This is a genomic window from Corynebacterium sp. HMSC06C06 (assembly GCF_001807295.1).
Classification (GTDB): Bacteria; Actinomycetota; Actinomycetes; order Mycobacteriales; family Mycobacteriaceae; genus Corynebacterium; species Corynebacterium striatum.
This window is the reverse complement of record NZ_KV788458.1, coordinates 86,664-106,989: the sequence shown is the minus strand read 5'-3', so window position 1 is coordinate 106,989 and position 20,326 is coordinate 86,664. Positions and strand designations below refer to the sequence as shown.

Genomic DNA, 20,326 nt, shown 5'->3' with positions numbered 1-20,326 from the left:
AGCGCCACGGCGGTTTTAGCCGTTGATAATCTGCGGGTAGGCCAGGCCCTTGAGGCCCTCGGTGCCAAACTCCACGCCGTAGCCGGAGGACTTGATGCCGCCGAACGGCACGCGCGGATCTACGGCACCGTGGCTGTTGATCCACGTGGTGCCAGCCTCCAGCTGCGCGGCAACTTCCAGAGCGCGCTCACGGTTGGAGGACCACACGGAAGAGCCCAAGCCCACGTCAAGCTTGTTGGCCTGCTCGATGGCCCAATCCAGGTCTGTGTACTTCACAATCGGCAGTGCCGGGCCGAACTGCTCCTCGACGACCAGCGCGTTATCCGGGTCGATGTCCGCCACCAGGGTGGTGGGGTAGAAGTAGCCCGGCGCGTCATAGTCCGGGTCACCGCCCAGCAGCACGCGGGCGCCGGAGTCCTTAGCGGCGTTGACGAGCTTGTCCACGATGTCGAACTGCTGCTTGTTCTGCAGCGGGCCGAGCACGTTTTCTTCTTCCAAGCCCACACCCATCGGCGAGGCCTTGGCTACCTCGACGAGGGCTTCGCAGACGGCGTCGTAAAGCGATTCCGGCACGTACAGGCGCTTCATTGCCGCGCAGGTTTGTCCAGTGTTGATGAACGCGCCCCAGAAAAGGTCGCCGGCGATGGCGGCTGGGTCGGCGTCGTCAAGCACGATGCCCGCATCGTTACCACCGAGCTCGAGGGTGAGGCGCTGCAGGTTCGCGGCAGAGGACTCGACGATCTTCTTGCCGGTCGCAGTGGAGCCGGTGAACATGATCTTGTCGATGTCCGCGTGTGTGGTCAGCGCTGCGCCTACCGCGCCGTCGCCGGTGACAACCTGCAGGACGCCTTCCGGAAGCACGGAATTAAAGACCTTGATGAGCGCCAGGACGGACAGCGGGGTGTACTCGGAAGGCTTAACCACCACGGCATTACCCATGCGTAGGGCCGGGGCAATCTGCCAAATGGTGATCATCATCGGCCAGTTCCACGGGCCAATCGCACCGACGACGCCGAGCGGACGGTAGTGCACGGTCGCGGTGATGTCATCATCGACAGCGGTGTAATCAGGGGACTCGAAGGACGCCGTCGCGCGCAGCCACGCGGAGCACGCACCAACCTCGAAGCGAGCATTCGGGCCTTTCAGCGGCTTGCCCTGCTCGCGGGAGAGCAGCTCCACCAGCGGCTCCGCGGCAGCCTCAATGGCGTCCGCAGCCTTCAGCAGGAGGTCACAACGCTCAGCATCGCTGAGCTTTGCAAAGGACTTCTGCGCCTGAACCGCACGCTCAACCGCCGCATTGAGCTCCTCAACACTGCCTTCAGGTGCGACACCCACAACCTCTTCGGTGGCCGGGTTGATAATTTCGCGGCCCTCATCAACGGTGATGGCTGCGAGAAGATCTTCATAGGTGGCGAACTGCGACATTTATTCTCCTTAGTCGAGGTGTGCAAAGTTTCACCCATTGTTACCCACAACACATAATTACAGTTGACTCTCAGCGCACAAAGCTTGTTCAAAAGTGTGCTTGAGGTCACTGTATAGTATTTATATGCCCAACTCTTCCTCGCACTATGACCTCGCGGCCTGGCGCGCGGCGTCTTCGGAAACCTTCGGCAAGCTTGAGGTTCACGCACCCGAGGCGAGCACCTTTTGGGCCCAGCTCACCAGCACCAGAGTGGGGGAGGTCTCTCTCTTTGACATGCACACCGCGCCCCATTCGGTAAAAAGGGAAAACGCAGCGCTTGGCGACGCCCCCTTTTGCAAGCTCAGCCTCCAGCTTTCCGGCCGCTCCACCATGGCGCAAGATGGCCGAACCTTCGAGCTTCATCCCGGTGACTTAGCACTGTATGTCACTCAACGGCCTTATGTTCTTGAATATCCCGTCGAGCAGCACACTCTTATCGTTCACTTTCCACAGAGCCTACTTAGCCTCACACCGGCGCAGATTCAGCAGCTAACTGCGAGCCCAGTTTCCCGTGATCATGGGTTGGGCAAGGTGGCAGTGCCGCTTTTCGAGCAGCTGGCCAATAACCTCGACGTTTTGGAAGGCCCGCACGCCCCGGCTCTTGTTCGCTCCGCCTTGAACATGTTGGTCACAGTGTTCTCTTCTGAAATCGACACCGCCTCTGACTCGAAGAATTTGTTATTCAACCAGGCCACCTCATATATCGAGCAGCATTTAGGTGATGCAGATCTTTCCCCAAGCGCCATCGCAACGGCGCTTTTCGTATCTGTGCGCCATCTCCATTCCCGCTTCGCCGCCCAAGGCCTTTCAGTAGGCTCCTATATCCGCAGCCGCCGACTAGAGAAAGTACGGGAGGAGCTAACAAACCCTTTAAATGCCAAGGAATCCATTGGCACCATTGCCGCGCGCTACGGCCTGCACGATCCTTCGCACTTATCACGGGTATTCAAAGCTGAATTCGGACTTTCTCCGAGTTCCTTTCGCAGCCAAGCACTAGCTCCAAAACCGCGAGCCTGAGTGCATTCCACGCCGGCTGTGGCCATTTGTGCTTTCCTTATGTCTTTCTCTTCTCGTTCCCTCATCAGCGTTCTCACCTGCGCAACCCTGCTTGATGGCTGCGGCGATGATTCTTCTTCGAGCACGAAGCCTGTGTTCAAGGCACCTTCCTCCACGGCACAGCAGTCCAGCGTCCAAACCGCTACTCAAGCTGATGCGGCCAGCCCCTCGCCGGAAACGACAACACGCGAGGAATCTTCGAGTCCAGAGGAAACTACTTCTTCAGTAGCGCTCGTATCGCCGGAGGTGCCGGCTGATGTTCGCGCAAAGATTTGGAATGGCGGCGCCGTTCCAAAACTTGGTTTCACCAAGGCGGGCTTGCTGAGCGAAGGAAAGTTTGTGGACAGCTCAATCGGCCCAGGCGGCCCCAGCGCTAAGCTGGTGGGCTTTAACGAGGGCCTCGCGCCACTACCCGAGACCACCGTGGATAACTTCCGCGCCTTCCAGGGCGACATTGACGGCGATGGAGAGGTTGAAGTTCTTGCAACCATCATGTCCACCGGTGGCGGCACTGGCTGTTCCTACGAGACGGTGGTCTTCAATTAGGCTGCGGCGCAAGCCCCTGGATCAAACGCCCAGTTACGCGCCTGCATAAGGATTGCGCACACCGATGTACTGCAGCGAGGTGTACTCCTCGATGCCCTCGGCGCCGCCTTCGCGGCCCATGCCGGACTGCTTGACGCCACCGAATGGGGCAGCGGCGTTAGAGATGACACCGGCGTTAAAGCCCATGAGACCAAACTCTAGGCCATCGCCCACGCGCCACATACGGTCGGAGTTTTCCGTGAACACATAGGAGGCAAGGCCATACTCGGTGTCGTTGGCCAGCTCGATGGCCTCTGCTTCATCGCTGAAGGTAAGGATCGGCGCAACCGGTCCGAAGATCTCCTCCTGCGCCACGCGTGATTCACGTGAAACATTGGTCAGGACGGTCGGCTCGTAGAAGTAGCCAGCACCCTCACCACGGCTGCCGCCGACGAGGACTTTGGCACCCTTGGCAACGGCGTCTTCAACGAGCGCGGCGACGTTGTCCTGAGCCTTCTTCTCAATGAGCGGCCCACAGGTAACGCCCTCATCCATACCGTTGCCCACCTTGAGCTCAGAGATCTTGGCTGCAAACTTCTGTGCGAACTCTTCGGCCACGGACTCGTGCACGATAAAGCGATTAGCTGCGGTGCAGGCCTCACCAATGTTGCGCATCTTCGCGCCCATCGCACCCTCTACAGCTTGATCCAAGTCTGCGTCCTCGAAGACGATGAACGGCGCGTTGCCGCCGAGCTCCATGGAGGTGCGCAGAACGTTGTCCGCAGCAGCCTTCAACAAAGTCTTACCCACCGGAGTAGAGCCAGTGAAAGACACCTTGCGGAGGCGCGAGTCAGCCATGACCGGCTCAGAAATGGCGGAAGCGGACTTGCCCGCCACGACGTTCAGAACGCCCTCCGGAAGACCCGCGTCAATCATGGTCTGCGCGAAGTACTGAGCAGTCAGTGGAGTCAGCTTCGCTGGCTTGAGCACCATGGTGCAGCCCGCAGCAACCACCGGCGCAACCTTGCGGGTAGCCATGGCGAGTGGGAAGTTCCACGGGGTGATAAGCAGGCACGGGCCCACCGGCTTACGGCGGGTCACCATCTGAAGGGTGCCCTCCGGTGCAGGCAAGCTGCGGCCATAGTCACGCACGGCTTCCTCAGAGAACCAGCGCAGATACTCCGCACCGTAAGTGACCTCACCGTAGGCCTCAGCCAGAGGCTTGCCCATTTCCAAGGTCATCAACGCAGCGAATTCATCTTTACGCTCGGTAACAAGCTCGAAGGCACGACGCAGAATGTTAGAACGCTCGCGCGGGGTTGTACGCGCCCACTCGTCCTGGACGGCACAGGCGGCATCCAGCGCGGCCACGGCATCCTCCGAGTTAGCCGAAGCCAATGTGGCTAGTACCTCACCCGTGGCGGGATTCTCCACGTCGAAGGTCTCGCCTGACGCAGCATCGCGCCACTGTCCGTTAATCAGCAGGCCGGTCGGAACCTTGGCCAACAGTTGCTCAACATTGATGGTCATAAAAGTTGCTAACCTTTCTTCGAGAATTTATCCGCCAGCGTACGCGCCGCACCGGACAGCAGCTGGACATCAGCTCCTACCAGCGCAAACGACGCACCTGCGTCGAGATAACGCTGCGCCTGCTCCAGATTGAAAGCGTTGACGCCCACCGGCTTGCCCGCGGCACGGACCGCATCGAAAGTACGCTGCACTGCGTCCAGCAAGTCTGGGTGGGTCTGCTGACCCAGCAGCCCCATTGAGGCCGCCAGATCCGAAGGGCCAACAAATACTTGGTCAACACCATCGACGGCCGCGATCTCCGCCGCGTTCTCCACAGCGGTGAAGGACTCAATCTGCACGGTCAGGCTGACGGTCTCAGCGGCCTTCTGCAAATACCCCTCCACACCATTCCAGCGGGAAGAACGAGCCAAAGCACTGCCGACGCCGCGCACACCGCGCGGTGGGTAATACATTGCCGCTACAGCCTTCTCGGCCTCGGCTGCAGTATCGACCATCGGCACCATCAGATTCTGGCCACCAACATCTAGGTATTGCTTGATAAGTGCGGTGTCATTAACCGGAACACGCACCATGCGGGTTGGCCCATACGCATCCGTGGCCCGAAGCAATTCTGCGATGGTCTCCAAGCTATAAGGGGAGTGCTCGCCATCAATGAGCAGCCAATCGAAACCGGCGGAAGCAACAATCTCCGCCGCCACCTGGGAGCCGGAGCAGATCCAGGCGCCGATCAAGGGGGCGTCGTCAAGCGCGCGCGTGAAGGTTGGCGGAAGTTCTACTGGAATCGGCATGTGATTGCTCCCAACTTTCCATAATCGGCGTGGACGGTATCGCCCGGCTCCACCCACATCGGCTTGGTGAAGGAGCCGGCGAGGATGATGTCGCCCTTCTTTAAAGTGTCGCCGTGGGCATGCAGCTTGTTCGCCAGCCAGGCGACGCCCATTGCCGGATGGTTGAGCACCGCCGCGGCGACGCCGGTGTCTTCGATGGATTCATTGCGATAGAGGAGGGCGGAGACCCAACGAAGGTCAACGTCTTCGGGACGGACTGGGTTGCCGCCATAAACCATCGCACCGAGCGCCGCGTTGTCGGAGATGGTGTCCACGATGGTGCGGCCCTTCATCTCAATGCGGGAGGAGAGGATCTCCAAGGCTGGCACCACGTAATCGGTCGCGCGAAGCACGTCAAAGATGCTGCAGTTAGGCCCCGCCAGGTCCTCCTTGAGAACGAAGGCGAGCTCCACCTCGATGCGCACGTTCGAGAACTGCGCATGCTCGATAACGGAACCGTTCTCATAAACTTGGTCCGCGAAAATTGCCCCGTAGTCCGGTTCAGTAATGCCGGTCGCCTCCTGCATTACCTTGGAAGTCAGGCCAATCTTGCGGCCAACGAGGCGCCGCCCACCGGCGATGCCGCGCTTTACCCATTCACCCTGGATGGCATAAGAATCCTCCACACCCATGTCCGGGAAACGAGTGCTCAGCAGAGGAATCATCGTGCGGTCGCGCTCGGCCTGCGCCAGCTCATCCGCGATGGCTATATGTTGCTTGCTATCTAACATTGTCGAATTCCTTAGTTCGTTGTTTCACGTGAAACATGCAGAAAAGCTGGACCGCATTTCTGGGTTTTAATCAACCTTGAAATCACAGTCCAGCATCCATGAGAGCTTTAGAGCTGGTTGCCGAGCTTGAACTCGCCCTGCTTCCACTCCGGCATCTCCTCGGAATCTTCCTTGCGGGTGTAGGAGAAGCCATCCGCGCCGATGGTCTGCGCCATCTCGGACTCATCGGTGCGCTCGACCAGTGGAACCGGATTGCCATCGAGATCGAGGACGGTGGAGCCGTCGCGGTACCAAGAAGGCACAACCGGGGTACCCCACCAGTCGCGACGCTGATTGTCGTGGACGTCCCAGGTGACAACCGGGTTGTCTGGGTCGCCGGTGTAGTAGTCCTGGGTGTAGATCTCCACGCGGTGACCATCCGGGTCGCGCAAGTAGAGGTAGTAGGCATTGGAAACACCGTGACGGCCTGGGCCGCGCTCGATAGCGTCAGACTCACGGAGAGCGCCAAGCTTGTCGCAGATGGCGATGATGTTGTGCTTCTCGTGGGTCGCGAACGCGATGTGGTGCATGCGCGGGCCGTCGCCACCGGTCATTGCGGTGTCGTGGACGGTCGGCTTACGGCGCATCCATGCGGCATAAACGGTGCCCTCTTCATCACGGATATCCTCAGTGACGCGGAAGCCAAGATCCTCCATGTAATCCACGGCCTTCGGAACATCCGGGGTGATCTGGTTGAAGTGATCCAAGCGAACCAACGCGCCCGGGATATGAGCGTCATAGCTCCACGCCAAACGCTCACGGTGCTCTACCTCGTAGAAGAACTCGTATGGGAAGCCCAGCGGATCCTGCACACGCACAGAGTCGCCGATACCCTTGACAAAGCCGTCCTTGTTGCGACGAACCTCGCAGCCGCGAGCCTTGTAAAACTCCTCGGCACGGTCAAGATCCTCTGGGGTGCGGACACGGTAGGAGAAAGCAGCTACTGCAGCGACCGGGCCCTTGCGCAAGACGAGGTTGTGGTGGATGAACTCCTCGTAGGTTCGCAGGTAGATTGCGTTGTCATCTTCCTCGGTCACGACGAGGCCTAAGGTATCCACGTAGAACTTGCGGGAAGCCTCGAGGTCGGTGACGACGATCTCCATGTAAGCGCAGCGCAGAATGTCTGGCGCCTGAACGGTGGTCATGATGTGCTCCTTTAAAGAAATGAGAGAGACGGATTAGTCCTGCTTGCCGAAGACCGGGTTGTGGACTTTGTCGAGGTTGATGTGGACTGCCTGCTGGTCGGTGTAGAAGTCGATGGAACGGTAGCCGCCCTCGTGGCCCAGGCCGGAGGCCTTAACGCCACCGAATGGGGTACGAAGGTCGCGCACGTTGTTGGAGTTCAGCCAAACCATGCCAGCCTCAACGTTCTGTGCGAAGTTATGCGCACGCTTGAGGTCGGAGGTCCACACGTAAGCAGCCAGGCCGTACTTGGTGTTGTTGGCCAGCTCGAGTGCTTCCTCGTCGGTGTCGAACGGGGTGATGGCAACGACTGGGCCGAAGATTTCTTCCTGGAAGATGCGGGCGGAAGGATCGACGTCCACGAAGACGGTCGGCTGCACGAAGTTGCCCTCTTCGAAGCCCTCTGGGCGCTCGCCGCCGGCTGCCAGCTTTGCTTCCTGCTTGCCGATCTCGATGTAGGAGGTGACCTTCTCGTAGTGCTCTGGGTGAACCAGGGCGCCAACCTCGGTCTTCGGGTCAGAAGGCAGGCCCACCTTCACACGCTTGGCGACGGCGGTGTAGCGCTCAACGAACTCATCGTAAATGTCGCGCTGAACCAGGATGCGGGAGCCGGCGGTGCAACGCTCGCCGTTCAGGGAGAACACGCCGAAGATGCAGGCGTCGATAGCGGTGTCCAGGTCAGCGTCAGCAAAGACGATGGCTGGGGACTTGCCGCCGAGCTCCATCGACAGCCCCTTCAGGTGCGGTGCAGCGTTGCCGAAGATGATCTGGCCGGTGCGGGACTCGCCGGTAAAGGAGATGAGCGGGACGTCTGGGTGCTTGACCAGTGGGTCGCCCGCGTAGCCTTCCTCGCCGAAGCCGTTGACCAAGTTAAAGACGCCCTTCGGCAGGCCAGCTTCCTCGAAGATTCCAGCCCACAGCTGCGCAGACAGCGGGGTGAACTCAGCCGGCTTCAGGACAACGGAGTTGCCGGTTGCAATTGCCGGAGCAAGCTTCCAAGACTCGAGCATGAACGGAGTGTTCCACGGGGTGATAAGACCAGCGACGCCGATTGGCTTGCGGTTGACGTAGTTGATTTGGCGGCCTGGAACCTTGTAGGCGTCGTCAGCCTGCGCAACGATGAGGTCAGCGAAGAAGCGGAAGTTCTCAGCAGCGCGCTTTGCCTGGCCGTTAGCCTGGGTAATCGGCAGACCGGAGTCGAAGGACTCCCATGCAGCGAGCTTGTCAGCGCGGGTCTCAACGATGTCAGCGATCTTGTTGAGCACGCGTGCGCGCTCACGTGGCAGGGCCTTGGACCACTCGCCGCGCTCAAAGGCAGCCTTGGCGGCAGCAACCGCCTTGTCGATGTCAGCTGGCTTACCGGAAGCAGCCTTGATGTAGTTCTGGTTGGTTACCGGATCGAGTACGTCGAACTCGTCGCCATCAATAGAGGCAACGAACTCACCATCGATGTAGTGGAGGATCTTCTCTGGAAGGTCGGCTGGCTTGGCGGCGTCATTATTGATGCTCATTGCGGCATTCTCCTTAAACTGCGGTGTCTGTAATTTCTGCTTTTGCATTGCTGTCTGCCGGGCTTTCTGCCTGGCTATTTTTCTCGCGGTATCGGCGGGAAGTCTGCAAGCGATGTTCGCGCGCAACCTTTTCCACATAAGCTTCTTCCGCGCCGATCTCGATGAGAGCGAGCAGCTTTTCGTGTTCTGCCACCGATTCCAGGGCCCGCTCCGGTACGTAGCGGAAGGTGGAGACTCGGTGGTATTCAAGTTGGTCCCATTGCTCATAAACCAAGTTCACGAGCCTTTCGTTGGGGCACTTGGCGAAAAGCACACTATGAAATTCTTTGTTGAGCTTCGTGAACTCGTCTGGGTCGTGATGCACATCGAGTTCACGCATCTTCTGATTGATTGCTCGCGCCTTAGCAAAATCCTCAGCGGTGAGAAACGCTGCCGATTGGGCGGTGGCCCGTGCCTCCAGAGTGGCCACGATATCCATCGACTCGTAATAGGCCTCGCGGTTGTGCGTGGTAACCCTGGCGCCAACATTGCGTTCGTAGGTGACTAGGCCCTCGGCTTCGAGTTGCCGGATGGCTTCGCGCACTGGAACGACGCTGACGTTGAGTTCTTCTGCAATTGTTGAGAGCACCAACCGATGCCCTGGCTCATACTCACGAGTGCGAATCTGGCGGCTTATCCAGTTATAGGCTTGCTGAGACTTACTCTCAGGCGCGGATTGTTCAGATTTCTGGGTCTGATCCTTTGCTGAAGTCACTGACCACCACCATTCTTGAACTCAAGATAAGCCTCTTTATTGGCCCCCGTTGGCGGGAACATTCCGTCGAGGCTGGCGCCTGCCTTTACCTGCTCAGCAACCCACTCGTCCTCGTGCTCCTTGGCCAAGGCAGCGTCTGCTACCTCCTCGGCTAGGTCACGCGGAATGACGATGACACCGTCGTCATCACCAACGATGATGTCGCCCGGAACCACGGTGGCGTTTCCGCAAGAGACAGCGATGTCGCTATCCCACGGAACGTGCTTACGGCCGAGTACGCAAGGATGCGCACCCTGAGTGAAGACGGGGAGCCCGATTTCGCGAACCGCTTCATAGTCTCGAACGCCGCCGTCGGTCACCACACCGGCTGCGCCGCGGGTCTTAGCACGAAGCGCGAGGATGTCCCCCAAGGTGCCGGAACCCGGCTCCTGGCGAGCTTCGATGACGATGACTTCGCCTTCCTTGACGGTGTCGAAGACCTTCTTCTGCTCATTTAGGCCACCGCCGTGGGACTTAAAGAGGTCCTCGCGTCCAGCTACGAAGCGCAGGGTGCGAGCCACGCCAACCATCTTGGTGCCCTTAGTCTGTGGGTAAACGCCTTCGATGACGCACTGATTGATGCCACGGCCTCGCAGCTGTGCGGAAAGACCGGCGGTCGGCGCTTCTTCGAGTTTCTTCTTCAGCTCTGCGGAGAGCTCAGAGGAGGGAAGTGGTGGCAGGCCTGCAGACTCGCGGTCACCGTATGCGTCCTCGCGCTGCTTGTCATCGACCTTCGGCAGGTTGCCCAGGGCCGGGTCGAAGTTAGCCGGGATTTCCACGACGGTGCTCTTCAAGCGTCCAGAGGTGACACCGCCCGGCACGTCAACCTCGACCTCGACAACGTCGCCTGGCTCGATGACGGTGGAGCCGGCCGGCGTACCAGTCAAAATGATATCTCCAGGCTCCAGAGTCATGTGCTGGGAAAGATCTGCCACAAACTGGGCAAGTGGGAAGATGAGGTCCTCATCAGAGGAGGTTCCTTCCTGCACGACTTCACCATTGACCCAAGTGCGCAGACGCAGGCCCTTGGGGTCGATCATCTGGGCGTCGATAAGCTTCGGCCCAATCGGGGTGTAACCATCGCGGGACTTGGAGCGAGTGTTGGAGCCCTTGTCCTGCGCGCGGTAGTCGTAGATGCCCAGGTCATTGGAGGCAGTCACATATGCAACGTAATCCCAAGCCTCCGCGAGGGAGACGTTGCGGGCCGCCTTTCCGATGATGAGCGCAATCTCGCCCTCGAAAGCAAGCAGCTCAGTGCCCGCGGGGCGCTCGACGACGCCGCCGGATTCGGCAAGCGTGCTCGTCGCCTTGAGAAAGTAGCTCGGGGTCTTGGGCCAGCGGCCTCGTTGTGCGGCACGAGACTCAAAAGCCACATGCACAGCAATCATCTTGCCCGGTTTCTCAGGAAGAAATTGAGGTACAGCCATGAAAAATCCTTCTTTTCTCTCAAATGCTTGCCCAAATCGTATATTATCCCTACAATCACCGCAAGTGGTTTAATTCACAAAGCTTGGAACGTATATGGCAAGCCACATATTGAAAGGAAAAACATGTCGCACGCAACCGCCGCCCCGACAATCACGACGAGCGAACGTCGCCGTGTTGTCGCTGCGACCACCATCGGTACCGCCATCGAGTGGTACGACTACTTCCTCTACGCCGCAGTTGCCGGCCTCGTATTTAACAAGCTCATGTTCGGCCCGCTGGAGGGTGGTCTCGCCACCATCATCTCCTTCCTGACCGTTGGCTTGTCATTCCTGTTCCGCCCGGTCGGCGCATTTCTGGCTGGACACTTCGCTGACCGCCTCGGCCGCCGCGTTGTCCTCATGGCTACCCTCTTTGCAATGGGTGGCGCCACCACACTCATCGGCGTGCTGCCCACCTACGACTCAGCGGGTGTTTGGGCCCCAATCCTGCTTATCTTCCTGCGCATCATCCAGGGTATTTCCGCTGGTGGCGAGTGGGGTTCCGCCGTGCTGATGGCTGTAGAGCACGCCCCAGTTAACAAGCGCGGCCTCTACGGCGCCGGCCCACAGGTCGGCGTCCCCGCAGGTCTGCTGCTTTCCTCCGGCGTGCTGTCCATCATGAATAGCATTGCGCCTGGCGACGCCTTCATGCAGTGGGGTTGGCGCGTACCGTTCCTGCTCTCCTTCGTTCTGGTCATCGTTGGCTACCTCATTCGCATGGGCGTCGAGGAGTCCCCAGTCTTCGAGGAGATCGCGGAGCGCCAGGAAGAAGAGTCTGCACACCCATTCACAGTGCTGTTCAAGAAATTCTTCCCGCTGGTTCTTACCGCAGCGCTTATCTTCGCTGGCAACGGAACCGTGGGTTACATGACCACCGGTGGCTACATCCAGAAGTACGCCTCTGACCCTGAAGGCCCAGTGGCACTGGCACGCGGTGACGTCCTCAACGCCGTTACACTTTCCGCATTCACTTGGGCAATCTTCACCCTGTTTGCCGGCTATATCTCCGACTTGATTGGCCGGCGCAACACCTACCTCATCGGCTTCGTCCTGCAGGCCATTGGTGCCGCCGCCCTCTTCCCGCTGGTCAACACCGGCGATCTGAAGATGCTGTACGTCGCCCTCATTTCCCTATCCTTGGGCCTTGGTCTTACCTACGGTGCACAGTCCGCTATGTACGCCGAGCTCTTCCCAGCTTCCATCCGCGCAACCGGCGTTTCCATCACCTACGCTATTGGCTCGGTTCTGGGTGGCGCCTTCGCCCCGATGATTGCCGCCTCCCTGGTGGAAGCCACCGGCACGACCTTCGCAGTGTCCGGATACCTCGTTACCGCCTCCATCGTTGGCCTGGTATGCACGTTTATCCTGCGCGAACGCAAGGGTATTCCACTCGGCCCAGAACACGAGGCGCAGCAAGCCCGTGGCCACTTCATCTTCACCAAGTAGCCGCAACCGGTAGCCACCTCGCAGCCGCACACAGACTTAGCCGCCAGTTTCTCCTACCCGGCAAGGTGCGAGAAACTGGCGGCATTTTTGCACCTCTCAAAGCGCACGAGCACAAACCCAGAAAACTCTTAAAAGTGATTGTGCAATATCGCGCCATCATATATGATTCGGCACATAGGACTTGGATCACAGATATATGACTCATTGAAGTGGGTCACCATCAGTCCCACCAGAACCTCACACACCGCGGGGGTTCCTCCCACCCCCTCCTCATCTCGGTTAGTAAGGAGACCACAGTGCAGTTCCACCACAACGGTTATGTTTCCCAAGACCCACGCGTCCTTGAGCCAGCAGGATACGGCGTAGATCGCCCATCTGAGCTCCCAGACACCATGGACGTCCTCATCGTCGGCTCCGGCCCGGCAGGCATGATCGCAGCTGCACAGTTGGCGATGTTCCCCAACGTCAACACCCGCATTATCGAACGTGGTCCACACCGCCTCATCTTGGGCCAGGCAGACGGCATCCAGTCCCGCTCCGTGGAGACCTTCCAGGCATTCGGCTTTGCTAAGGAAATCACCGAAGAGGCTTACGAAATCACCGAGATGTCCTTCTGGAATCCGGATCCCGAAAACCACGAGCACATCAAGCGCGGTGCACGCCCAATCGATGATGAGTTTGGCATCTCCGAGTTTCCGCACCTCATCGTGAACCAGGCACGCGTCCTCGACTACTTCGCCCGCTTCGCACACCGTGCCCCGGCGCGCATCAAGCCGGACTACGGCTGGAAGTTCATCGAGCTTGAGGTCGGGGAGGGGGAGTACCCCGTCGCCGCCCACTTGGAGGATGAGAACGGCAACCCACGTACTGTCCACGCCAAATACGTCATCGGCTGTGACGGCGCAAAGTCCCGCGTCCGCAAGTCCATCAGCCGCTCCCTGAAGGGTGACCAGGCCAATCACGCATGGGGCGTTATGGACGTGGTCGTCGACACCGACTTCCCTGACTGGCGCACCAAGTGTGCAATCCACTCCAAGGCTGGCTCCATTCTTCACATCCCGCGTGAGGGCGGCTACCTCTGCCGCGTCTACGTCGACCTCGGCGTTGTTCCAGAGGGCGACAAGGGCAAGGTTCGCGAGACCCCAATCGAGAAGACCATTGAGAAGGCCAACGAAATCTACTCGCCGTACTTCATCGACGTGAAGATGGTGGCGTGGCACTCCGTTTACGAGGTGGGACACCGCTTGGTCGACGCTTTCGACGACAACAATGACACCCCACGCGTCTTCCTCACCGGCGACGCTTGCCACACCCACTCCGCCAAGGCTGGCCAGGGCATGAACGTCTCCATGCAGGACGGCTTTAACATTGGCTGGAAGCTCGGCCACGTCCTCGACGGCCGCGCGCCAGAGGAGCTGCTGTGCACCTACCACGGTGAGCGCCAGCCGGCCGCCCAGAACCTCATCAACTTCGACCGCGAGTGGTCCACGCTTATGGCCACCCCAACCGAAGAGCTCGATGATCCGGAGGCAGTAGAGAAGTACTACGTTGCTGCCGAAGAGTTCGCTGCCGGCATGATGACGCAGTACGAAGAGAACATCATCGTCGGTGACACCCAGCACCAGGATCTGGCTACTGGCTTCCCCGTGGGCAAGCGTTTCAAGTCCTTCGAGGTGCTCCGCCGCTGCGATGCCTTCAAGCTTCACCTCGGCCACCAGCACTTCGCCGACGGACGCTACCGCATCTACGCTTTTGCCGACGCCCCGAAGGCCGGCGCGGAATCCAAGCTCACCGCCTGGGCCGAGCAGATGCAAGAGATTATCGCTAAGTTCAACCCGGAAGGCGCCGATGAGAACACCTACTTTGATATCAAGGCCATCTACCAGCAGACCAACCACCACGACTACGAGATTCTCGACGCTCCGCGTCTGTTCCGCCCCTTGAACGGCAAATTCAACATCCCAAACTGGGAGAACGTCTTCAACGCGCTTTCCCCAGAGGAGGACATCTTCGAGGCCCGCGGTATCTCCCGCGAGGGTGCGGTCGTCATCGTCCGCCCGGACCAGTACGTGGGCGCAGTTCTGCCGCTTGACGACGCCGCGGCTGTCGAGGCGTACTTCGACAAGGCACTGTTGCCAACCAAGTAAGCAACGGCTCTAAATAACAGCCACAAACAAGGCCCCGCGTAGTGTTTCACGTGAAACACAGCGCGGGACTTAAGTTTGAAGACAATATGAGTGCGTAGCCAAGAGCTCTTCCAAGCGTTCCTCGAGCGGCTGGCGGTTTAGCTCCGCAACCCTATCGCGAAGATCGGAAGCATCGAGTTCCTCAAGAACGTGAGTTAGAACCTCTTGGGAAGATTCTTCTTGATGCTCCAGCGCGCGATAGAAAGCGGCACTCAATATGATTTGTTCCATCACCGCTATGGACTTGCCCGGAGAATATTCCGGAGCATCCGGCTCAAAGTCCCAGACCTGGACCCAGTGGAGGCCGAAGAACTTGAGAGAATTACCTTCCACGACTTCGCGGGCGTAGGTGCGGGGAAGGGCAGCGCTACGGCGGGCCGGATCGAGGATGCCGAAGACTGGCTCGCCATCGTTCTCGCCAACCACGAGCCAATCGCTGCCGTGGTATTCCACCAGCGATTGGCCGAGCACGAGTTCAACCTCATCGACGCTGAGCTTCGGAGCGACCTCACGGGCGAAAGCGTCGACATATGGCGCTTGCCATGTCTTGTGCTGCTTCAGCTTCTCATCGTCGCCGTGAACTTCCATGAAACGCCTGAAGGTCTCCGCCGCTTCCTCACGGCGCTTGGTTAGTTGTTCCGAGTACTGTTCCTGAAGTGGTGCGAGTTTGGCTTCAAGCGTGTCCATGGTCACAATCATACATAGGAGCACTCATTTTGCCTGTGCATAAAATGTGCGCGAAACCACACACATAGCACACACTCATGCTATGGTGTGTTTCATGCAACTTCTGACCAACACATCCCAGAACTGGTGGTGGCGCGCGTAACTGCGGGCCAGTTCACTCGAAACCAGAAGATTTAGGCTCGCGCTATGCGGGCCTTTCGTGGTTTTCTAGCCACCACGGCGCACGCGGCGCGAATCTAAAGCTTCAAAACTCAAGAAGCCATAGACAACATTTAGCCGCGAAAGGGCACCACTAATGCCACCAACCCCTACCGCCGGAACGGTCTTCCACACCGCCTCCCAAGCGATACCTTATGAGCAGGATGCGTCGCTGCTTTTCCACCGGCTCGCGCAGTCGAAGGATAGCCTCCTCCTTGAGGCCGCCGACATCGAGTCCAAGAAGAACCTCAACTGCATCGCCGTTCTCCAGGCCGCGCTGAAAGTCACCTGCCGGGGCCAGCGCGTCACAGCCACGCCACTAACTGAAGTCGGCGAGACAATGATGGCGCGACTCAAGGATCAGCTCGGCGAGCACTTTGATGGCGAAGATTTTGTATTTAGTCTTTCCTCCAAGAGCGACGAGCGCGAGCGCCTCCGCGATGTATCGACGGCCGCTGTTCTCCGAGCCCTTCAATTAGACGCTGGTTACTCCACTCCGGATGGAGCACTTCCATTCGTCGGCGGCGGCTTTGCTTATGACTATCTCGAGAGCTTCGAGAAACTGCCCTCCGTAGGGGAGGGGCCGAACGATTATCCGGATTATGAGTTCGTCGTCGCGCAGACGCTACTGACCATCGACCACGCCACGGAGACCGCCGCGTTGCATGCGGTCGATCTGAGCGAGGAAGCGGCGTCGTCAAGCTTGGCAGAGCTCGCATCCATCGAGGCACAAGAACTGGAGCCCACTCCAAGCCGCTATCGACTCATCGCGAAAGCTTCGATGCCCGACTCCGAGTTCCGCGCCATTGTGTCACAGTTACAAAATAACGTGACCGCGGGGGACATCTACCAGGTGGTGCCCGCGCGCGCATTTTCGCTCGATTGCCCGGACGCTTTCGCCGCCTACCGTCAGCTGCGCGAGACCAACCCCTCGCCGTACATGTTCTACGTGCGCGGTGCGGACTACGAACTCTTCGGTGCCTCCCCGGAGTCGAACCTGAAGTTTAATGCCTCCACCCGCGAGGTACAGCTTTATCCCATCGCCGGTACGCGCCCGCGCGGGCTCAACCCAGACGGCAGCATCAACCATGAGCTCGACATCCGCAACGAACTCGAGATGCGTACCAACAACAAGGAAGTCGCCGAGCACACCATGCTTGTGGACCTCGCCCGCAACGACCTTGCCCGCGTGGCCGTACCGCAGACCCGCAAGGTCGCGGAGCTACTCCAGGTGGACCGTTACTCGCGCGTCATGCACTTGGTTTCGCGTGTAACCGCCACTCTTCACGAAGACTACGACGCCCTCGACGCATACCGCGCCTGCATGAACATGGGAACACTCACCGGCGCACCGAAGCTACGGGCAATGGAACTCGTACGCGAGACCGAGGGAACCCGGCGCGGCTCCTACGGCGGGGCAGTGGGTTACCTCAAGGGCGACGGCTCTATGGATAACTGCATCGTCATCCGCTCCGCCTACGTGAAGAACGGCCAAGCCGTGGTCCAGGCAGGTGCCGGCGTAGTCCGTGATTCCGTCCCCCAAGCTGAAGCAGATGAAACCTTGCACAAGGCCTACGCAGTCCTGCACGCCATCGCTCTGGCGCACAACGCCCAATTGGAGGTTGTCCGATGACCCATTCCCCGCACGTGGTGCTCATTGATAACCACGACTCCTTTGTCTACAACCTCGTGGACGCACTCGCTGGCTACAAGACCACCATCTTCCGCAACACCGTCTCCGTCGAGGAGATTCTGGGCGCAATGCCGGACATCATCTGCCTGTCCCCAGGCCCCGGCCACCCGCGCGATGCCGGCTGCATGATGGAGCTCATCGACCACGTGCTCGGCGAGATCCCGCTTTTCGGCATCTGCCTCGGCTTCCAGGCGCTGCTGGATCACCACGGCGGAACCGTCGAGCCTTGCGGCCCGGTACACGGCAAGTCGGTGGCGATGACGCTAACCGAAGAAGGCGCCCAGCACCCGATCTTCACCGGCCTTAACGTGGACTCCGAGCCAGACAACCCAAACTATGTGGGCACGCAGGTTCCAGTGGCCCGCTACCACTCCTTGGGATGCACGCAGATTCCCGCCGGAATGCGGGCCTTGGCGACCACGGAGACGCAGATCGGTGACGTAGTGATGGCGGCCGAGACTAACGATGGAATGGCATTCGGCGTGCAGTTCCACCCGGAGTCCGTGTTGAGCCCGAAGGGTCCAATCATGTTGGAACGTTGCATCGAGAATTTATCGCTGAAATCAATTAAGGGAGAGACAAAGTAAATGGAAAATAAGAACGCACACAAGACCCTCCAGGGTTACCTGGATATCGCCGAACCCACGGTGGAGCAGGCCATCGAGGTCTTCACCCCGTTAACCATCGGCGAATATGACGACATCCACGTCGCAGCGCTTCTCACCCATATCCGCACCCGTGGCGAGACCTTCGCCGACGTCGCCGGCGCAGCCCATGCCTTTCTCACCGCTGGCCGTCCTTTCCCGGTGACGGGGGAGGGCCTCATGGACACCGCCGGAACGGGCGGCGACGGCGCGAATACCATCAACATCACCACGGCGGCGTCGCTAGTCGCTGCGTCCGACGGCGTGAAGATGATCAAGCACGGCAACCGTTCAGTCTCCTCCAAATCGGGTTCCGCGGATGTACTCGAAGCCTTGAACATTCCGCTCGACCTCAATCCAGAGCGCGCCGTGAAGCAATTCGAGGCCTCGAACTTCACCTTCCTATTCGCACCCGCCTACAACCCTGCGGTGGCCCACGTGCAACCAGTGCGCAAGGCGCTAGGCATTCCCACCATCTTCAACACCCTCGGCCCACTGCTTTCTCCGGGCCGCCCGGAATTCCAGATTATGGGCATCGCGAATCCGACGCAGGGCCAGCTCATAGCTGAGGTATTCAAGGAGCTCGGCCGCACCCGCGCGCTCGTGGTCCATGGCGCGGGCACCGACGAGATTGCTGTCCACGGAACCACTCACGTGTGGGAACTCAACGACGGCGAGATTAAGGAATATGACATCACCCCGGAGGAGCTCGGTATCGCACGTCACGAGCTCGCGGAGCTCGAGGGCGGCGATGGCGCCGAGAACGCCGCGCTCATCCGCAAGGTCTTCGCAGGGGAGGGCAAGCCTGCGCATTACGACGCCATCGTGGCCACCGCAGGCGCTATGTTCTACCTCTGCGGCAAGGTCGAGTCCATCGCCGCAGGCGTGGCGCACGCCAAGGAAGTCATCGACTCCGGCCAGGTGGCGCAATGGCTGCGTACCCACGAGGAGGCTAACTATGGCTAGTCTGCCAACGGTGCTGGAAGGGATCGTCGCCAAGCGCCGCACGCACATCCCCGACATTCGTGAGCGCATCGCACACGTCGACCTTCAGGCGCTGCCCAAATCGGAGCGTTCGCTTTACGACGCCCTCAAGGGCACCAACCGCTTCATCATGGAGTGTAAGTCCTCCTCGCCTTCGCTCGGTCTTATCCGCGAGCACTATGAACCGGGCAACATTGCGCGCATCTATTCGCGTTATGCCTCTGCCATCTCGGTGCTCTGCGAGCCGGACAGGTTCGGCGGCGACTATGACCACTTGCAGACCGTCGCAATGTCGACGCACCTGCCGGTTCTGTGCAAGGACTTCATCATCGATCCGATTCAGGTCTATGCGGCGCGCTACTACGGTGCCGATGCGATCCTTTTGATGATGTCGATCGTCGATGATGAGACCTACGCCGAACTCAAGGCCCTGGCCGATTCGCTTGGCCTGGATGTCCTCACCGAGGCGATCACCAAGGAAGAGGTCGACCGCGCGGTTGCCTTTGGCGTAGATATCATCGGTATTAACAACCGCAATCTACACGATCTCAGCATCGACCTGACGCGCTCAGAGCAGCTCGCCGAGTACATTCCGGAGGGCAAGATCGTAGTCTCCGAATCTGGCATCCGCGACAACCAGACGGTGCGTCGCATCGGCGGACACGCCGAGGCTTTCCTTGTGGGCTCCCAACTAACGAGTCAGCCCGACATCGATCTCGCCGCCCGCCGCTTGGTCTACGGCGACAATAAGGTCTGCGGACTAACGTCGTGGACCGCTGCTCAAGCAGCACGTGCCGCCGGCGCTGTGTACGGCGGGCTCATTTTCGAGGAAGCCTCTCCGCGTAATGTTTCACGTGAAACTGCGCAAAACATCATCGCCCATGAGCCGGACCTGCTCTACGTTGCCGTCTCCCGCCGCACCTCCAACTTTGAAGAACTCGCCCTCGACGGCATCCAAGCCATCCAGCTCCACGCGCCATACCAGGGGAGCGTTGAGGCCGAGCGTGCTCTCATCGAAGAGGCCAGAAAGCATTCCAACCACGTCTGGCGTGCCATCGATATGACGGCACCTCACGCCCCAGAGTTGGTTGCAGCGCTTGCCGACGTCGCGGATCTCTTGGTCCTCGACACCGGTTCCGGCGGCACGGGGGAGACCTTCGACTGGTCAACAGTCCCCGCTGGGATTCCCGCCCTGTTGGCGGGAGGTTTGAATCTCACCAACCTCGAGCAGGCCCTCGCCGTAGGTACGATCGGATTAGATCTGAATTCTGGTCTCGAGACACCACGCGGTAAGGATTCTGGCCTCATCGCCAGGGCGTTCAGCACCATCCGGAACTACAAAAAGCAGTACTAATACCCACCT

At 59.5% G+C, this 20,326-nt stretch carries 17 protein-coding genes; 8 read left to right on the top strand and 9 right to left on the bottom strand.

The annotated features are described in order from the left end of the window. Window positions 1–15 precede the first annotated feature (15 nt). A complete protein-coding gene (locus HMPREF3153_RS00875; protein WP_070419766.1) occupies window positions 16–1,425 on the bottom strand; it encodes an aldehyde dehydrogenase family protein in 1,410 nt (469 codons plus the stop codon). Window positions 1,426–1,549: 124 nt separating this feature from the next. Between HMPREF3153_RS00875 and HMPREF3153_RS00870 the strand changes: the two genes are divergently transcribed. Together HMPREF3153_RS00870 and HMPREF3153_RS00865 are read left to right on the top strand one after the other, a co-directional pair. Then, the gene (locus HMPREF3153_RS00870) at window positions 1,550–2,482 is read left to right on the top strand and encodes an AraC-like ligand-binding domain-containing protein (protein ID WP_070419765.1); all 933 of its coding nucleotides are present in this window, start codon (window positions 1,550–1,552) and stop codon (window positions 2,480–2,482) included. Between the two features lie 39 nt (window positions 2,483–2,521). Continuing rightward, window positions 2,522–3,067, top strand: coding sequence for a hypothetical protein (locus HMPREF3153_RS00865; protein WP_110084928.1), 546 nt, complete (start codon window positions 2,522–2,524; stop codon window positions 3,065–3,067). A 33-nt stretch (window positions 3,068–3,100) separates the two neighbouring features. Here the strand turns inward: HMPREF3153_RS00865 and HMPREF3153_RS00860 are convergent, their stop codons facing one another. The 7 genes from HMPREF3153_RS00860 to HMPREF3153_RS00830 all read right to left on the bottom strand — a co-directional run bounded on the left by HMPREF3153_RS00860 (window position 3,101) and on the right by HMPREF3153_RS00830 (window position 11,086). Then, window positions 3,101–4,576, bottom strand: coding sequence for an NAD-dependent succinate-semialdehyde dehydrogenase (locus HMPREF3153_RS00860; protein WP_070419764.1), 1,476 nt, complete (start codon window positions 4,574–4,576; stop codon window positions 3,101–3,103). A gap of 8 nt (window positions 4,577–4,584) precedes the next feature. After that, window positions 4,585–5,364: an HpcH/HpaI aldolase family protein gene (locus HMPREF3153_RS00855; RefSeq protein WP_070419763.1), complete on the bottom strand. Its 780-nt coding sequence runs from the start codon at window positions 5,362–5,364 to the stop codon at window positions 4,585–4,587. Next, window positions 5,349–6,134, bottom strand: a complete 786-nt coding sequence (hpaH, locus tag HMPREF3153_RS00850) for a 2-oxo-hept-4-ene-1,7-dioate hydratase (RefSeq protein WP_005530770.1) — start codon at window positions 6,132–6,134, stop codon at window positions 5,349–5,351. Before hpaH ends, HMPREF3153_RS00855 begins: the two co-directional genes overlap by 16 nt. Before the next feature lie 107 nt (window positions 6,135–6,241). After that, complete coding sequence (hpaD, locus tag HMPREF3153_RS00845) at window positions 6,242–7,318, bottom strand: 3,4-dihydroxyphenylacetate 2,3-dioxygenase (RefSeq protein ID WP_049063664.1); 1,077 nt, start codon at window positions 7,316–7,318, stop codon at window positions 6,242–6,244. 33 nt (window positions 7,319–7,351) lie between these two features. Beyond that, entirely contained in the window at window positions 7,352–8,866 is a 1,515-nt protein-coding gene (hpaE, locus tag HMPREF3153_RS00840) for a 5-carboxymethyl-2-hydroxymuconate semialdehyde dehydrogenase (protein WP_046646443.1), read from the bottom strand. 13 nt (window positions 8,867–8,879) lie between these two features. Further along, the gene (locus tag HMPREF3153_RS00835; RefSeq protein ID WP_005530765.1) at window positions 8,880–9,620 is read right to left on the bottom strand and encodes a GntR family transcriptional regulator; all 741 of its coding nucleotides are present in this window, start codon (window positions 9,618–9,620) and stop codon (window positions 8,880–8,882) included. Further along, window positions 9,617–11,086 carry a fumarylacetoacetate hydrolase family protein gene (locus HMPREF3153_RS00830; protein ID WP_070419762.1) on the bottom strand — a complete coding sequence of 490 codons (1,470 nt, stop codon included), beginning with the start codon at window positions 11,084–11,086 and terminating at the stop codon, window positions 9,617–9,619. The genes HMPREF3153_RS00835 and HMPREF3153_RS00830 overlap by 4 nt, the downstream gene beginning before the upstream one ends. Window positions 11,087–11,209: 123 nt before the next feature. Here HMPREF3153_RS00830 and HMPREF3153_RS00825 point away from each other — a divergent pair, with 123 nt between their 5' ends. Then, a complete protein-coding gene (locus HMPREF3153_RS00825) occupies window positions 11,210–12,571 on the top strand; it encodes an MFS transporter (protein ID WP_046646440.1) in 1,362 nt (453 codons plus the stop codon). A gap of 296 nt (window positions 12,572–12,867) precedes the next feature. After that, entirely contained in the window at window positions 12,868–14,718 is a 1,851-nt protein-coding gene (locus tag HMPREF3153_RS00820; RefSeq protein WP_070419761.1) for an FAD-dependent monooxygenase, read from the top strand. 69 nt (window positions 14,719–14,787) lie between these two features. On the opposite strand, the gene HMPREF3153_RS00815 is transcribed toward HMPREF3153_RS00820, so the two are convergent. Beyond that, entirely contained in the window at window positions 14,788–15,444 is a 657-nt protein-coding gene (locus HMPREF3153_RS00815) for a hypothetical protein (RefSeq protein WP_141740887.1), read from the bottom strand. A gap of 295 nt (window positions 15,445–15,739) precedes the next feature. Here HMPREF3153_RS00815 and HMPREF3153_RS00810 point away from each other — a divergent pair, with 295 nt between their 5' ends. From HMPREF3153_RS00810 to trpCF, 4 genes are read left to right on the top strand one after another with little or no spacing between them, the layout of a single operon-like run. After that, window positions 15,740–17,275 carry an anthranilate synthase component 1 gene (locus tag HMPREF3153_RS00810; RefSeq protein ID WP_070419760.1) on the top strand — a complete coding sequence of 512 codons (1,536 nt, stop codon included), beginning with the start codon at window positions 15,740–15,742 and terminating at the stop codon, window positions 17,273–17,275. Then, window positions 17,272–17,922, top strand: coding sequence for an anthranilate synthase component II (locus HMPREF3153_RS00805; RefSeq protein ID WP_070419759.1), 651 nt, complete (start codon window positions 17,272–17,274; stop codon window positions 17,920–17,922). Before HMPREF3153_RS00810 ends, HMPREF3153_RS00805 begins: the two co-directional genes overlap by 4 nt. Then, window positions 17,923–18,945, top strand: coding sequence for an anthranilate phosphoribosyltransferase (gene trpD / locus HMPREF3153_RS00800; protein ID WP_070419758.1), 1,023 nt, complete (start codon window positions 17,923–17,925; stop codon window positions 18,943–18,945). After that, window positions 18,938–20,317 carry a bifunctional indole-3-glycerol-phosphate synthase TrpC/phosphoribosylanthranilate isomerase TrpF gene (gene trpCF / locus HMPREF3153_RS00795; protein WP_070419757.1) on the top strand — a complete coding sequence of 460 codons (1,380 nt, stop codon included), beginning with the start codon at window positions 18,938–18,940 and terminating at the stop codon, window positions 20,315–20,317. The genes trpD and trpCF overlap by 8 nt, the downstream gene beginning before the upstream one ends. The last annotated feature ends 9 nt before the right edge of the window (window positions 20,318–20,326 follow it).

Excerpts from the sequence above, each read along its gene's own strand:
- HMPREF3153_RS00875 (WP_070419766.1), bottom strand. The coding sequence starts at position 1,425 with ATGTCGCAGTTCGCCACCTATGAAGATCTTCTCGCAGCCATCACCGTT.
- HMPREF3153_RS00870 (WP_070419765.1), top strand. The coding sequence starts at position 1,550 with ATGCCCAACTCTTCCTCGCACTATGACCTCGCGGCCTGGCGCGCGGCG.
- HMPREF3153_RS00865 (WP_110084928.1), top strand. The coding sequence starts at position 2,522 with ATGTCTTTCTCTTCTCGTTCCCTCATCAGCGTTCTCACCTGCGCAACC.
- HMPREF3153_RS00860 (WP_070419764.1), bottom strand. The coding sequence starts at position 4,576 with ATGACCATCAATGTTGAGCAACTGTTGGCCAAGGTTCCGACCGGCCTG.
- HMPREF3153_RS00855 (WP_070419763.1), bottom strand. The coding sequence starts at position 5,364 with ATGCCGATTCCAGTAGAACTTCCGCCAACCTTCACGCGCGCGCTTGAC.
- hpaH (WP_005530770.1), bottom strand. The coding sequence starts at position 6,134 with ATGTTAGATAGCAAGCAACATATAGCCATCGCGGATGAGCTGGCGCAG.
- hpaD (WP_049063664.1), bottom strand. The coding sequence starts at position 7,318 with ATGACCACCGTTCAGGCGCCAGACATTCTGCGCTGCGCTTACATGGAG.
- hpaE (WP_046646443.1), bottom strand. The coding sequence starts at position 8,866 with ATGAGCATCAATAATGACGCCGCCAAGCCAGCCGACCTTCCAGAGAAG.
- HMPREF3153_RS00830 (WP_070419762.1), bottom strand. The coding sequence starts at position 11,086 with ATGGCTGTACCTCAATTTCTTCCTGAGAAACCGGGCAAGATGATTGCT.
- HMPREF3153_RS00825 (WP_046646440.1), top strand. The coding sequence starts at position 11,210 with ATGTCGCACGCAACCGCCGCCCCGACAATCACGACGAGCGAACGTCGC.
- HMPREF3153_RS00815 (WP_141740887.1), bottom strand. The coding sequence starts at position 15,444 with ATGGACACGCTTGAAGCCAAACTCGCACCACTTCAGGAACAGTACTCG.
- HMPREF3153_RS00810 (WP_070419760.1), top strand. The coding sequence starts at position 15,740 with ATGCCACCAACCCCTACCGCCGGAACGGTCTTCCACACCGCCTCCCAA.
- HMPREF3153_RS00805 (WP_070419759.1), top strand. The coding sequence starts at position 17,272 with ATGACCCATTCCCCGCACGTGGTGCTCATTGATAACCACGACTCCTTT.
- trpD (WP_070419758.1), top strand. The coding sequence starts at position 17,923 with ATGGAAAATAAGAACGCACACAAGACCCTCCAGGGTTACCTGGATATC.
- trpCF (WP_070419757.1), top strand. The coding sequence starts at position 18,938 with ATGGCTAGTCTGCCAACGGTGCTGGAAGGGATCGTCGCCAAGCGCCGC.